General features: G+C 68.4%; 12 protein-coding genes. 7 read left to right on the forward strand and 5 right to left on the reverse strand.

Going from position 1 to position 13,745, the window contains the following annotated elements; genetic code table 11:
• The first annotated feature begins 226 nt into the window (after positions 1 to 226).
• Together ABT304_RS26250 and ABT304_RS26255 are read left to right on the forward strand one after the other, a co-directional pair.
• The gene (locus tag ABT304_RS26250) at positions 227 to 1,114 is read left to right on the forward strand and encodes a putative endonuclease domain-containing protein (RefSeq protein WP_350719717.1); all 888 of its coding nucleotides are present in this window, start codon (positions 227 to 229) and stop codon (positions 1,112 to 1,114) included.
• Positions 1,115 to 1,239: 125 nt separating this feature from the next.
• Positions 1,240 to 1,464, forward strand: coding sequence for an SCO4848 family membrane protein (locus ABT304_RS26255; protein ID WP_091052819.1), 225 nt, complete (start codon positions 1,240 to 1,242; stop codon positions 1,462 to 1,464).
• Positions 1,465 to 1,467: 3 nt separating this feature from the next.
• Here ABT304_RS26255 and ABT304_RS26260 read toward each other — a convergent pair whose 3' ends face one another.
• A complete protein-coding gene (locus ABT304_RS26260; protein WP_160025239.1) occupies positions 1,468 to 1,929 on the reverse strand; it encodes a MarR family winged helix-turn-helix transcriptional regulator in 462 nt (153 codons plus the stop codon).
• A 48-nt stretch (positions 1,930 to 1,977) separates the two neighbouring features.
• On the opposite strand from ABT304_RS26260, the gene ABT304_RS26265 reads away from it, so the two are divergent.
• Positions 1,978 to 2,394, forward strand: a complete 417-nt coding sequence (locus tag ABT304_RS26265) for an organic hydroperoxide resistance protein (RefSeq protein ID WP_350719719.1) — start codon at positions 1,978 to 1,980, stop codon at positions 2,392 to 2,394.
• Positions 2,395 to 2,531: 137 nt separating this feature from the next.
• Here the strand turns inward: ABT304_RS26265 and ABT304_RS26270 are convergent, their stop codons facing one another.
• From ABT304_RS26270 to ABT304_RS26285, 4 genes are all read right to left on the reverse strand, one after another.
• Positions 2,532 to 3,272: a succinate dehydrogenase/fumarate reductase iron-sulfur subunit gene (locus ABT304_RS26270; protein ID WP_160025237.1), complete on the reverse strand. Its 741-nt coding sequence runs from the start codon at positions 3,270 to 3,272 to the stop codon at positions 2,532 to 2,534.
• Positions 3,269 to 5,323, reverse strand: a complete 2,055-nt coding sequence (locus tag ABT304_RS26275) for a fumarate reductase/succinate dehydrogenase flavoprotein subunit (protein WP_160025236.1) — start codon at positions 5,321 to 5,323, stop codon at positions 3,269 to 3,271. The genes ABT304_RS26270 and ABT304_RS26275 overlap by 4 nt, the downstream gene beginning before the upstream one ends.
• 13 nt (positions 5,324 to 5,336) lie before the next feature.
• Positions 5,337 to 6,056: a succinate dehydrogenase cytochrome b subunit gene (locus tag ABT304_RS26280; protein WP_350719721.1), complete on the reverse strand. Its 720-nt coding sequence runs from the start codon at positions 6,054 to 6,056 to the stop codon at positions 5,337 to 5,339.
• A gap of 108 nt (positions 6,057 to 6,164) precedes the next feature.
• The gene (locus tag ABT304_RS26285) at positions 6,165 to 7,268 is read right to left on the reverse strand and encodes a glycosyltransferase (RefSeq protein WP_350719723.1); all 1,104 of its coding nucleotides are present in this window, start codon (positions 7,266 to 7,268) and stop codon (positions 6,165 to 6,167) included.
• A gap of 170 nt (positions 7,269 to 7,438) precedes the next feature.
• On the opposite strand from ABT304_RS26285, the gene ABT304_RS26290 reads away from it, so the two are divergent.
• From ABT304_RS26290 to ABT304_RS26305, 4 genes are all read left to right on the forward strand, one after another.
• Positions 7,439 to 8,956: a sulfatase-like hydrolase/transferase gene (locus ABT304_RS26290; protein ID WP_350719725.1), complete on the forward strand. Its 1,518-nt coding sequence runs from the start codon at positions 7,439 to 7,441 to the stop codon at positions 8,954 to 8,956.
• A 230-nt stretch (positions 8,957 to 9,186) separates the two neighbouring features.
• Positions 9,187 to 11,532: a hypothetical protein gene (locus tag ABT304_RS26295; RefSeq protein ID WP_350719727.1), complete on the forward strand. Its 2,346-nt coding sequence runs from the start codon at positions 9,187 to 9,189 to the stop codon at positions 11,530 to 11,532.
• Between the two features lie 67 nt (positions 11,533 to 11,599).
• Positions 11,600 to 12,928: a HupE/UreJ family protein gene (locus tag ABT304_RS26300; RefSeq protein ID WP_350719728.1), complete on the forward strand. Its 1,329-nt coding sequence runs from the start codon at positions 11,600 to 11,602 to the stop codon at positions 12,926 to 12,928.
• A gap of 4 nt (positions 12,929 to 12,932) precedes the next feature.
• Complete coding sequence (locus ABT304_RS26305) at positions 12,933 to 13,721, forward strand: GntR family transcriptional regulator (protein ID WP_350719730.1); 789 nt, start codon at positions 12,933 to 12,935, stop codon at positions 13,719 to 13,721.
• Positions 13,722 to 13,745: the final 24 nt, after the last annotated feature.

A 13,745-nucleotide genomic window follows, 5' to 3' on the forward strand; every position in this document is an offset into this window, starting at 1 on the left:
TCCACAGGCAGCCTGATATCCGGATGCGGATCGGCTCGACCTGTCGCACCCTCCTGGCATGACCAGGCGCCGGCCACACTTCACGCCCTTGCCGCACTCGCGGCAGCGGGGGGAGATTGTGCGACCGGTTCGAGTGGATCCCTCCGGCGAGGCTGGTCCGACCGAAGCCCAGGCCCGTGGGAAGCGCTGGCGGCGGAGCAGTCGCGGCCTCTATGTACCTGCCGCTGTGGATTCCGACCTCGTTCAGCAGCGGGTGCTTGAAGCGGCGACGGCTGTTCCCGACGGCTACATCACCGGCTGGGCGACCTTCGCCTGGTCGGGCGCGCGCTGGTTCGACGGCACCGATCGCGACGGACGGCCGGTCCCGGTCCCGATCGTGCTCCACCGCCACCGCAGAGTGGCGCAGCGCGGCTACGTGATCTCGCAGGAGCGACTTGCAAAGCGACACTGTCGCGAGCTTGACGGGATCCTCGGCACTGATCCGACGCGTTCGATCGCGTTCGAGGTCCGTTATGCGCCGGATCTGACCAGCGCCGTCGTCGCGCTGGATATGGCGATGGCGACGGATCTTGTCTCGATCGCAGAGGTTGCTGCGTACGCCGCATCGCTAAACGGCTGGACGGGCATCCCGCATCTGCGCGAAGCCATCCAACATGCCGTGGAGAACAGTTGGTCGCCGATGGAATCCGAGATGCGGCTGGCGTGGGACATCGAGCTGGGGCTGAAGGCGATCGTCTGCAACCATCCGATCTTCGACCTGGCCGGTAACCACATCGGTACGCCGGACCTGCTGGACGTCGAGGCAGGGGTCGTCGGGGAGTACGACGGTGCACTCCACCTCGCCGGGCGGCAGCGGTCCAGGGACATCACGCGCGAGGGCGACCTCCGCCGCCTGGGTCTGGAGTACGTCACCATGGTCGCTGATGATCGTCGGGACCCGTCGGACTTCTTGCGGCGCACCCAGGATGCGAGGCGCCGAGCGCTCCAGATTCGCGGCCCGCGGCAATGGACGATCACCCCGCCGGCCTGGTGGACGCCGACGACGACGGTCGAGCAGCGCAGGGCCCTCACCGCCGATCAGCGTGAGCGCTTCCTTCGTCTGCGGTCGGCGTGAGTCGCAGCGGGGGTAGTCCAGGGAGTTTCCGTCGTTCTACCAGCAGGTAACCGACGGAAACCCCCTGGACTACCCGGCCGGGCCCGAACGAGAGATCGTGGATGACAGATGAGAGAGTCGTACTCATGAAGCTCGAGAAGACTGACGGCGCGCTCCTCCTGGTCATCGGGGTCTGGACGATCGCGATCTGGACCAACTTCGGCCGCAACCTCGTCAAGACCGCCAAGGACCCGGAGCAGACCCGTCCGAAGCCCTACTACATCGCTCACGCGGTGCTCGTGGTCGTCGACGTGCTGCTCGGCGGGCTGCTGATCAAGCTCGGCGTACAGCGGCTGCTGACCAGGGGATAGCCCTCAGGAGGACTCGGCCGTGTCGAGGTGGTCGACCAGCTCGGTGAGCTGGTCGCGCAGCGCGAGGGCCTCGTCACGGGTGATCCCCATCGACGCGCCGAGCTCCTGCGGCACGCCGGAGACCTGTTCCTCCAGCGCCTGGCCGGCCTCGGTCAGGCTGACCAGCACCCGGCGCTCGTCGCCGGGGTCGCGGTCGCGCCGCACCAGCCCGGCGGTCTCGAGCCGCTTGAGCAGCGGCGTCAGGGTGCCCGAGTCGAGGCGCAGGCGCTGGCCGAGGGAGGTCACCGAGAGCGGCTCCTCGCTCTCCCAGAGCACCAGCATCACCAGATACTGCGGATAGGTCAGCCCGGTCCCCTTGAGCAGCGTCACATAGCGCTTCGTCACGGCTCTGGTCGCTGCGTACAGCGGGAAGCAGAGCTGAAGGTCGAGCGAGAGCTGCGGATAGGTACGGCCGGACACATCCATCAGTCTACCTCCTTGCGCTATTAAGTTGTGCGCAATATAGTTGTGCACATGACACCGATCTACACAGCCACCGCAGTCAGCACCGGCGACGCCCGCAACGGCCACGTCCAGTCCTCCGACGGTCTCATCGACGCCGACGTTCGCATCCCCAAGGAGATGGGTGGCGCCGGCGGTGCCACCAACCCCGAGCAGCTCTTCGCCGCCGGCTACGCGGCCTGCTTCCACTCGGCGCTCAAGCTGGTGGCCGGCAAGGCCAAGGTCGACATGACCGACTCCGAGGTCGTCGCCGACGTGAGCATCGGTGAGAACGGCCAGGGCGGCTTCGGCCTCGCCGTACAGCTCGAGGTGACCATCCCCGGCGCCGACGCCACGACCGCCCAGCGGCTCGCCGAGCAGGCCCACCAGGTCTGCCCGTATTCCAACGCCACCCGCGGCAACGTCGAGGTCAAGCTCACCGTCGCCTGACCACCGGCCGAGGCGTCACCTACGTCGGCCGAGTGGGCACGACCGTGACGTCTCGGCCGACGTACCTGACGTCTCGGCATAGAAGAAGGGCCGCTCTCCGAGGAGAGCGGCCCTTCTGTCACGTGGTGACCGGATGGTCAGCCGAGGATCAGCGACTTGCGCAGGTCCTTGTTGAGCTGGGAGATCACGTCGAGCGGGATCTCCTTGGGGCACGCGGAGGCGCACTCACCGATGTTGGTGCAGCCACCGAAGCCCTCGGCGTCGTGCTGGCCGACCATGGACTGCACGCGGGAGTAGCGCTCCGGCTGGCCCTGCGGCAGCTCACCGAGGTGGGTGATCTTCGCGCCGAGGAACAGCGAGGCGGAGCCGTTGGGGCAGGCGGCGACGCAGGCGCCGCAGCCGATGCAGGTGGCCGTGTTGAACGCCCGCATGGCCTTGTCGCGCGGGGCCGGCACCGAGTTGGCCTCGGGGGCCGAGCCGGTGTTGGCCGAGATGTAGCCGCCGTTCTGGATGATCCGGTCGAACGCGGAGCGGTCGACGATCAGGTCCTTGACGATCGGGAACGACGCGGCGCGCCACGGCTCGATGGTGATGGTGTCACCGTCGTTGAAGGAGCGCATGTGCAGCTGGCAGGTCGTGGTGACCTCCGGGCCGTGCGCCTCGCCGTTGATCATCAGCGAACACATGCCGCAGATGCCCTCGCGACAGTCGGAGTCGAACGCGATCGGCTCCTCGTCGTTGTGCAGGAGCTGCTCGTTGAGCAGGTCGAGCATCTCGAGGAACGACATGTCCGAGGACACCCCGTCCAGCTCGTACGTCTTGAGCGCACCCTTCTCGGACGCGTTGGCCTGCCGCCAGATCTTGAGGGTGAGCTTCACTTGTACGACCTCTGCTTCATCTCGATGGCGGTGTAGATCAGGTCCTCCTTGTGGAGGATCGGGGCGCCGTCCTCGCCACCGAACTCCCAGGCCGCGACGTAGGCGAACTCGTCGTCGTGACGCAGCGCCTCGCCGTCCTCGGTCTGCGACTCGGCGCGGAAGTGGCCGCCGCAGGACTCGCGCCGGTTGAGCGCGTCGATGCACATGAGCTCACCGAGCTCGATGAAGTCGGCGACACGGCCGGCCTTCTCGAGGTCCTGGTTGAGGGAGTCGGCCGAGCCGAGGACCTTGACGTTGGTCCAGAACTCCTTCTTGAGCTCGCGGATCAGCCCGATGGCCTTCTTGAGGCCCTCCTCGGTCCGCTCCATGCCGCAGTACTCCCACATGATCAGGCCGAGCTCCTTGTGGATCGACTCGACCGAGCGGGTGCCGTTGATCGACATGAACTTGTCGATCCGCTCCTGGACCGACTGCTTCGCCTCGACGACCGCCGGGTGGTCCTCGGAGATCGGGTCGAACGGGCCGTCGGCGAGGTACTCGCGGATGGTGTTCGGGAGCACGAAGTAGCCGTCGGCCAGACCCTGCATCAGCGCCGAGGCACCGAGGCGGTTCGCGCCGTGGTCGGAGAAGTTGGCCTCACCGGTGCAGTAGAGACCCTCGATGTTGGTCGAGAGCTCGTAGTCGACCCAGAGGCCGCCCATGACGTAGTGGACGGCGGGGTAGATGCGCATCGGCAGCTCGTAGGGGTTCTCACCCGTGATCCGCTCGTACATGTCGAGGAGGTTGTCGTACTTCTCCTCGATCGCGGCCTTGCCGAGGCGCTCGATCGCGGCACCCAGGTCGAGGTAGACACCGCGGCGGAACTTCTTCACGGTGCCGTCGGGCTGGGTCTCGTCGACCTCCGGACCGACGCCGCGGCCCTCGTCGCACATGTACTTCGCGGCGCGCGAGGCGATGTCGCGGGGGACCAGGTTTCCGAAGGCGGGGTAGATCCGCTCCAGGAAGTAGTCGCGGTCCTCCTCGGGGATCTCGCGCGGGTCCTTGGCGCAGTCCTCGGCGTTCTTGGGCACCCAGATGCGGCCGTCGTTACGCAGCGACTCCGACATCAGGGTCAGCTTCGACTGGTGGGCGCCGGTCACCGGGATGCAGGTCGGGTGGATCTGCGTGTAGCAGGGGTTGGCCATGTAGGCGCCCTTGCGGTGCGCACGCCACGTGGCGGTGACGTTGGACCCCATCGCGTTGGTCGAGAGGTAGAAGACGTTGCCGTAGCCGCCGGTCGCGAGCACGACCACGTCGGCCAGGTGGGTCTCGATCTCGCCGGTGACCATGTCGCGGGCGATGATGCCGCGGGCCTTGCCGTCGGCGACGATCAGCTCGAGCATCTCGTGACGCGTGAACTGCTCCACGGTGCCGGCGGCGACCTGGCGCTCCATGGCCTGGTAGGCGCCGATGAGGAGCTGCTGCCCCGTCTGGCCGCGGGCGTAGAACGTACGCGACACCTGCACGCCACCGAAGGAGCGGTTGTCGAGCAGACCGCCGTACTCGCGGGCGAAGGGCACGCCCTGGGCCACGCACTGGTCGATGATGTTCACCGACTCCTCGGCGAGGCGGTAGACGTTGGACTCGCGGGCGCGGTAGTCGCCGCCCTTGACCGTGTCGTAGAAGAGCCGGTAGGCCGAGTCGCCGTCGCCCTTGTAGTTCTTGGCGGCGTTGATGCCGCCCTGGGCGGCGATCGAGTGGGCGCGACGCGGGGAGTCCTGGTAGCAGAACGACTTCACGTTGTAGCCGGCCTCGCCGAGCGTGGCGGCAGCGGCGCCACCGGCCAGGCCGGTGCCGACGATGATGACCGACAGCTTGCGGCGGTTGGCCGGGTTGACCAGGCGGTTCTCGAACTTGCGGGTCGTCCAGCGCTCCGCGATCGGGCCGGTCGGAGCCTTTGGGTCGACCAGCTTGTCGCCGAGCACGTAGTAGCCCGCGGCGTCGTCGGATTTCTGGACCGGTGCCTCGTTGGTCGGGGTGAGGCCGGACAGGTAGTGGGTTCCAGCAGCCATGTGTCAGATGTCCTTACGAGATGACGCCGAAGACGGTGAACAGGGGGACCAGCGAGAAGCCGCCGGCGACCACGATCGCGACGACCCAGCCGGCGACGCGGGCCCTGGCACGCGACTCAGCGGTGTTGGTGAACCCGAGCGTCTGGATGGCGCTGAAGGTGCCGTGGTGCAGGTGGAACGCGAGCGCGAGCATCGCGAGCAGGTAGATGATGACCATCCACCACTGCTCCGGCTGGAACGCGGCGATCAGCAGCCGGTAGGGGTTCTCGGTGACCTCAGGGGCCTGCCCGCCCGCACCCACGTTGATCTTCACGATCGTGAACTGCAGCAGGTGCCAGACGACGAAGAGGAGCAGGGCCACGCCGCCCCAGCGCATGGTGCGCGAGGAGAGCGACGAAGCCTTGTTCTTCTTCACCGCGTACTTCACCGGGCGCTGCGCGTGGGCACGGATGGAGAGCGCCACCGCCGAAGCGACGTGCGCGATCAGTGAGCCCAGGAGCACTACCCGCAGGATCCAGAGGAGCCCGCCGTACGGCAGCATCGGCTCCCCGAACGTACGCAGGTGCTCGGCGTACTCGTTGTAGGCCATCTCGCCGCTGAAGGCTTTGAGGTTGCCGTACATGTGCGCCAGCACAAAGAGGATGAAGACGATGCCGCTGGCCGCCATAAGGAGCTTCAGGGCGATCGTCGAGCGCGTCGACCGCGCGCCTTTGATCAGAGTCGTGGTTGCCACGGCACGCACGCTACTACCCCTCATACCCGAACTTGTACGCAGGGAGTATGTGACATTTTCGTCGCTGCGTGGGCGGGCGGGGTTACTGACGAGTATCTTGGGAATGGGTTAGGCAAGCCTAACAGCAGGGTGTGCATTCTCCGTGGCGATGGCGTGAGATCGTGAGGACCGGACCTCGCTCAGTGCCACCAGGCGAGCCAACAGCTCGTCGACGGCGTCGGTCCACGGACGCGTCGCGACCAGCTCCCGGCCGCGGTCGCCGAGCAGGCGCCGCCGGGGGTCGGAGACCACCGAGGCGACCGCGTCGGCGAGCTCGCGGGCACGGGCCGGGTTGTAGAGCAATCCGGTCTCCATGTGCTGGACGATCTCGGCCGCCGCGCCGGCGCGCGGGGCGACCACCGGGAGGGCGCTGGCCGCGGCCTCACGCAGGATGTGGCCGCATCCCTCCTCCTCGCCGGGGTGGACGAGAACGTCGAGCGACGCCAGTGCGATGGCCAGGTCGCCGGTGCCCAGCGGGCCGGTCAGCTTCGCCTGCGGGACCCGCTGCTTGAGCCATCCGCGCTGGGGTCCGTCGCCGATGATGACGAGGCGGACCCCCGGCACCACGGTGAGCTCGGCGAGGCGGCGTACGCCATGGCTCTTGGCGAGGTTGCCCGCGTAGCCGACCACGACCAGCGGTGTGGGTCGGGACTTCGCCTTGGACCACCGGCGGTGGAGCCAGTCGTCGCGCAGACTGGGCGAGAAGGCGGCCGTGTCGACCCCCGGCTCCCACACCTCGGCGGCGACGTCGATCGCCGCGAGGGTGCGGCGCAGGTACTCGCTTGTGACAAAGATCTCATCGGCGTACGCGGCGATCGAGGTGCTCCAGGTGAGCGCCGCCTTGGGCGAGAGCGGGGACTGCTGGACGACCAGCGTGGTCGCGTCGGCCGCCGTCGGCGACGACAGAGCCTTGCGGCCCAGGCGGCCCGGGTCGAAGGTGACCACGACGTCCGGCTCGAAGGACTCCAGGGCGTTGCGTACCTGACGGCCGGTCTTGGCGATCGGCGAGACGCGGACGACTCGGCTGTTGCGGTAGACCGAGAGTCCGGGGCCGGGAGCGATGAACCGCACCTCGTGGCCCGACTCGATCATGCGGTCGGCGATGGCCTTCACCGTGGTTGTGACACCATCGATGGTAGGAAAGAAGCTCTCGGTGACCAGCGCCATCTTCATGGGACCAGCGTCCTGGCCGGGGATGGCGAGAGCGCGACGTGTGCGTTGACCTGGGATGAACCATCGGCACGACCAGTAGACGACCAGCGTGATGAGGACGATCAGTGGCGGTATCCAGACGGGTCTGGACGCTTTCGGCAGCAGCACTAGCGGTTGCTGGGCTCGTAGGGATGTCGGGCTGTGGCCAGGCGCCGACCCAGCAGCCGTCGGGCGAGCGCGTCTCCGAGCAGCCCTCGACCGCGACGCCGGCCTTCGAGATGCCGGTCGAGAAGCCCAACCTGCTGATGATCACGGTCGATGACCTCTCCGCCCTCGACATGGACTACCTGCCGAGCGTGAAGAAGCTCGTGGGGGACAGCGGCGTCACCTTCATCGACGCGGTCGCGCCGACGCCGATCTGCGTGCCGGCCCGCGCCTCGCTGCTGTCGGGGCAGTACGCCCACAACCACGGTGCCCACACCATCCACGGTCCTGAGGGCGGCTACCCCTCCTTCGACGACTCCGCGACCCTGGCCACCTCGTTGCAGGAGGCGGGCTACTCGACGGTGTTCACCGGGAAGTACCTCAACGAGTACGGCGAGGCGGGGACCGAGCGCGACCTGCCTCCTGGCTGGGACGAGTGGCGCGCGACCGTCGACCCATCGACGTACAACTACCTGGGCGCGAAGTTCAACGTCAACGGGCGTCTGGTGAAGCCCAAGGGCTACTCGACCACTGTCATCACCCAGCAGGCGAGGGCAGCGCTGACGGCTGTGCAGAAGGATGGCAAGAAGAAGGCCGGAGCCGCGGAGAAGCCGTGGTTCCAGTGGGTCAACTACGTGGCCCCGCACATCGGCGGGCCGACGGAGAAGGGTGACCCCAAGCAGCGTTTCCCGGGCACCAAGGGCGCGATCGGCGTACCGGTGCCGGACAAGCAGGATCGCGACAAGTACGCCGACGAGCCGATCCCGCAGCAGCCCAACCTGTTCCCGGAGGCGCGCAAGAAGTTCCCGAAGGGGTCGCCGTCGCGGAAGAACCCGTCGCAGATCGAGAAGGACGCCTACCGGCTCTCCTATCAGCGGCGGATCGAGTCGGCGCGCAGCCTGGACCGCAACATCGCCTCCCTGCTCGGCGGGCTGAAGAAGAGCGGCGACCTGGCGCGCACCCTGGTCGTCTTCACCTCCGACAACGGCTTCTCGAGCGGCTACCACAACTTCAACGGCAAGCTCTGGTACTACGAGGAGTCGCTGCGGATCCCCGTGCTGATGAGCGGCCCAGGCGTACCGAAGGGGCGCGAGGTCGGGACCACGCTGACCAACCCGGACATCGCCACGACGCTGCTCGCGGCGGCCGGGGCCGGCGATCCGCACGAGCCCGACGGCATCGACATCCTGCCGTGGCTGCGTGCGCCCGAGCAGACCCGTGTCGTACCGATCGAGGCGTGGCCGACCTCCGACGGCACCTCGCGGCTCTGGTCCGGGGTGCGCGTGGGGCGGTGGACCTACGTCGAGCTGACGACCGGTGAGGTCGAGCTCTACGACCGCACCAACGATCCGTACGAGATGACGAACCTCGCCGACGACCCGGCTCACGCCACGACGGTCTCGCAGCTGGCCGACCTGACCGACAAGTACCGCGACTGCGCCGGCGACAGCTGTCCCAAGAAGATGTACGCCGCCGACCGCCCGCTCGACCTCGACGGTCTCTGACCGCTCCCGCGGCGGCCCGATGTGGCAACCGCGCCGGATTGCCGCATCGCGTCACGGATATTTCATCTGTCTGCCGTGGTTTCGGGCTGCAGCCGGACAGTCTCGCGCCACCTCGTGCCGGTGGACTTGTCCAGACAAGTTCCCGGTGCCCGAGCACCGTGACCGAGACGAGGAGACCGATGATTCCCATCAGACGATCGTGGGGTGCGCGCCTTGTTGCCGGCGGCCTCGTGACTGTTGCGATCGCGGGCGGCGGCACCGTCGTCGCCCAGGAGCGGGCCGAGGCCGATGGCCCCGCCTTCGCGCTGCTCGCGGAGCAGGTGCGACTGCAGGACGCCCCCGAGTCCAAGGCCGCGGTCGGTGAGAGCTTCCGCATCCCGGAGCCCGTCCCGACCGAGAAGGGCAGCACGTTCCGGACCGGCGACTACGTGGTGTCGGTGACCTCGCCCGACGGCGTCACCGCGGAGATCTCCCCGACCGGATCCGCGAAGGAACCGGTCTACGAGTTCACCCCGCAGACCGCCGGCGACTACCGGATCAGCTACTCGGCCGTCGGTGAGAACGGCACCGTCGACTTCGAGGAGTTCCAGGTCGTCGCCGGGAACTCCAACGAGGTCGAGGAGGCCCGCGCTGCCGCTGAGCGTCGCACCGCCAACGACAACCAGCCGCAGGTGACCTTCGGCTCGATCGGCGACATCCACAACGAGTGGGGTGACCTGGACAAGGCGTTCGACCTCTACCACGCCGAGAACCTCGACGCGACGCTGTTCGTCGGCGACCTGACGAACAACGCCACCGCAGGCGAGTACGCCGGCCTGAAGGAGGTGCTGGACCGTCGCCTCGACGAGAACGCTGACGGCAAGGACGACATCTCCCTGGTGGCCGCCCTGGGCAACCACGACGTCGGCTCGGGCATGACGGGCTACGACCTCTTCACCCAGTCGACCGGCGGGCAGCGGCCCAACGCCGACTATCTGATCAACGGCTACCACTTCATCACGGTCTCGCCCGGTGCCGGCGAGCTCGACGAGGAGACCGGCCGGCCGACCCAGGGCAGCACCGGCAACTACGCCTACGCGCGCGACTGGCTCCACACCCGTCTGGCCGCCGACACCGCCGAGCACCCGGACCGCCCGGTGTTCGTCCTCGTGCACCACCCCCTCAGGTGCACGCACTACGTCTCGAACGAGTGGTACGGAGCCGGCCTGTCGGAGGGCTGCGGCGACACCTTCAAGTCGGTCTTCGACAACTTCCCCCAGGCGGTCGTCTGGGGCGGGCACATCCACACGCCCAACAACATCTCGACCTCGATCTGGCAGGACGGCGGCTTCACGACCGTCAACGCCCCGCCGCTGGCCTACTTCGAGATGGAGAGCGGCGTCGACAACGACACGACTCCGAACGACGCGGGCGACAACGCACAGACCTCGGTCGTCGAGGTCAAAGGCAGCGTCGTCAAGGTGAAGAACTACGACCTGCAGGCCGGTGAGTGGATCGACCAGACCTGGACGTGGGACGTCGAGCAAGCGGTCAAGAACCCGCAGCGCAACTTCCCCTACACCGACCGCCGTGCCGCGAAGACCGCCGGGCCCAAGTGGCCCGCCGGGTCGGCCGTGACCGTGTCGGACATCAAGGAGGAGACCGCGCAGGTCTCCTTCCCGCAGGCGAAGCCGGCGGCCAACGACGTACAGGACATCGTCCACCTCTACCGCTACCAGGTCATCGACAAGGCCACCGGCGCGAGCGTCGCCGACTTCAAGCAGTGGTCGGGCTTCTACATCCTCCCGCTGCCGGCCTCGCGCGGCCACGCCATCCAGGGGCTGAAGGGCGACACGGAGTACGAGGTGCGGGTGACCCCGTACAACACCTGGGGCAAGGCGGGTGGGTCGATCTCGACCACCTTCAAGACCGCTCCGCCGCCGCCTCCGGTCGACCCGGCCGACTACCTCATCTACCAGGACTTCGAGTCGGTGGCCGGCCAGCTCCAGTACGGCGTGGAGCACAACATGCCGGCGAACGCGAACGTCCTCGGCTGGACCAAGACGACACCGGCGGGCTGGACGATCACCAACGCCGCGGACATGCCCACCGGCACCAAGGAGATGAACGGCTGGTCGCTGATGACCAAGGCGTTCTGGCAGAACGGTGACGACCAGGACCGCAGCGGCTTCACCCTGGGCCGCAACGTCGTGGCCGTGGCCGACCCCGACGAGTGGGACGACGTCAACGACCCGGAGAGTCGCGGCCGCTTCGACTCGACGCTCACCACGCCCAGCGCGCCGATCCCTGCGGGCGCCTCGCGTCTCCACCTCGCGTGGGACAACCACTACCGCGAGGAGGAGCCGCAGGAGGCCGAGGTCACCGTCGAGTTCGACACCGGTCAGAAGGTGCAGCTGGTCCACTGGACTCCGGCCAACACCCCCGACCTCAGCCAGGGGAACAAGACGGTCAACCTCCCCGTCGACGTACCGGCCGGCGCGACCTCCATGAAGGTCAACTTCCGGCTCTTCAACGCGATGAACGACTGGTACTGGGCGATCGACCACGTTCGACTCGACACCGAGCCGATCAGCTGAACCCGGTCAGGGCTCGCCCGGCGCCTGCCGGGCGAGCCCTGCCCTCCCGTCTCGATCGAGGATCCTCATGACCGTTTCCTTCCGTATCCGCTGCTTCCTCGCCGCGGCGCTCGCGATGCTGGCGCCGCTCCTGCTGGCCGTCCCGGCCTCGGCTCACGGCTTCACGTCCACGGTCCATGCCGAGCTGACCCAGCGTCCCGACGGCGTGGTCCGGGCCGAGCTCGAGATGGAGTACGTCCTCCTCGTCAGGTCGGTGGCGAAGGCCGAGGCCGACCCGGAGCTGGAGAGCCGGGCCAAGGCCGCCTTCCGGACCTCCGGGGCGGACGTCGGGCTGATCGAGGAGCACCTGGACGCCGTGCTCGGCTACCTTGGTGACAGGTTCGGCATCGCCGTCGAGGGCCGGCCCTGCACGCCCGCTGCGACCGACGGGCTCCGCGCGAGCGAGCGCGACGGGGTTCCCCACCTGGTGGTGGCGGTCGACTACACCTGCCCGGCCTCGGGCGATGTCGCGTACGAGATCTCCAGCGAGCTGTTCCCCGAGTCGGAGGGGTTCGTGGGCAGCACCGAGACGATCCTCGACTACTCGTTGTCGGACGCCTCGGGCAGCGCGCTCCTCTCCGCCGAGGATCCGACCTACTCCACGGACGAGTCGTCGCCGGCCAGCCTGCTCGACTTCTTCGTCCTGGGCGCCGAGCACCTGCTCTTCGGGCTCGACCACCTCCTCTTCCTCGTCGCGCTCATCGTCGGCTCCCGCCGTCCGCGGGACATCCTGCTCGCCGCGACCGCGTTCACCGCGGCCCACTCGGTGACCTTCATCCTCGCGAGCCTCGGCCTCGTCTCGGTCCCGGCCGCGATCGTCGAACCCGTGATCGCGCTGTCGATCGCGGCGGTCGCGGCTTGGCATGTGTGGGGTTCGTGGCGCGATCGACGTCCTGGCTCTGGTTCGGCGTCGCTCGGCCGTCCGGTGGGCGGCGTCGGTCTCTCCCCTGACCAGGCCGCCCCGGCGGGCGGGGGTGCCGTCGCGGTGGCGACACCCGTGCAGACGTCCACCGGGCTTGCGGCGGCGACTTCGGGGGTGTCGAGGATGTCGCGGATGTCGGGGGAGCGGGCTCGGCTCGCCGTGGTCTTCGGGTTCGGCCTGATCCACGGCCTGGGCTTCGCGGGTGCGCTCGGGATCGACGAGCCGTTCTCGTGGCGGTTGCTGGGCTCGCTGCTCGTCTTCAACCTGGGCATCGAGGCCGTGCAGCTGGCGATCATCGCGCTGGTCTTCCCGATGCTCCTGGTCCTGCGGCGCCGACAGCCACGGATCGGCTGGTGGCTCGGCATCGTCGCTGCCGCAGCGGTGGTGGTCGTCGGACTCTTCTGGTTCGTCCAGCGAGTCCTCGGGCTCGGGTGAGCTGATGCTGGAGGTGCGGGAGGTGGGCCCGGTGCCCGAGCGGTCCGCCGGCACGGCTTGGAGGTCGTCGCGTCGCTACCAGGCCGTCGCCGCCACGCTGGAGGCGCGGATCCGGGCCGGCGAGTACCCGGCCGGCAGGCCGCTTCCGACGGTTTCCTGCCTGGCGCGGGAGTTCGGGGTCGCCCGCGGCACCGTGGAACGGGCGCTCGCGCGGCTGGAGAACGACACTCGGCTGGTCTCGCTGCACGGCCAGCGCTGGTACGCGCACGTCGCTACGCGGCTGCAGAGTCTCGGGGTGCGCTCCTTCGCCCAGTGGGCCGTCGCCTCCGGCCTGAGACCAGGAGGCCGGTTCGTCGACGTGGCGCGTGGTCGCGCGACGACCGTGGAAGCGCGCGAGCTCGGCGAGCGGCCGGGAAGCCCGGTGCTGCGGGTGGTGCGCGTCCGCTCGCTCGACGGGTCGCCCGCCATGGTCGAGCACACGGTGTTTCCCGGCTGGCTCGCCGGGGTCATCGAGTCCCTACCGGCCGATGCTCCCTCGATCGTCCAAGTCGTGGAGGAGGCGCTCGGCGTCCCGCTCGGGCACGCCGAGCACCGGATCGAGGCGATCGCGGCCTCGGCCATGGACGGCCGCCTGCTCGGCGTACGGCGTGGCAGCCCGCTCCTGCGGGTCGTCCGCACCGCGCGGTTCGCCGACGGCCGCACCTTCGAGTTCAGCGACGACCGCTACCTCCCCGGCGTGGTGTCCTTCTCGCTGGTCACCAGCTCTTCGCCGATAGGGGTTGAAGTAGACTAAACAACTCGTCTTACTTGGGAGTGT

This window comes from Nocardioides sp. NPDC000445, assembly GCF_040300245.1.
In the GTDB taxonomy this organism is placed as follows: Bacteria; Actinomycetota; Actinomycetes; order Propionibacteriales; family Nocardioidaceae; genus Nocardioides.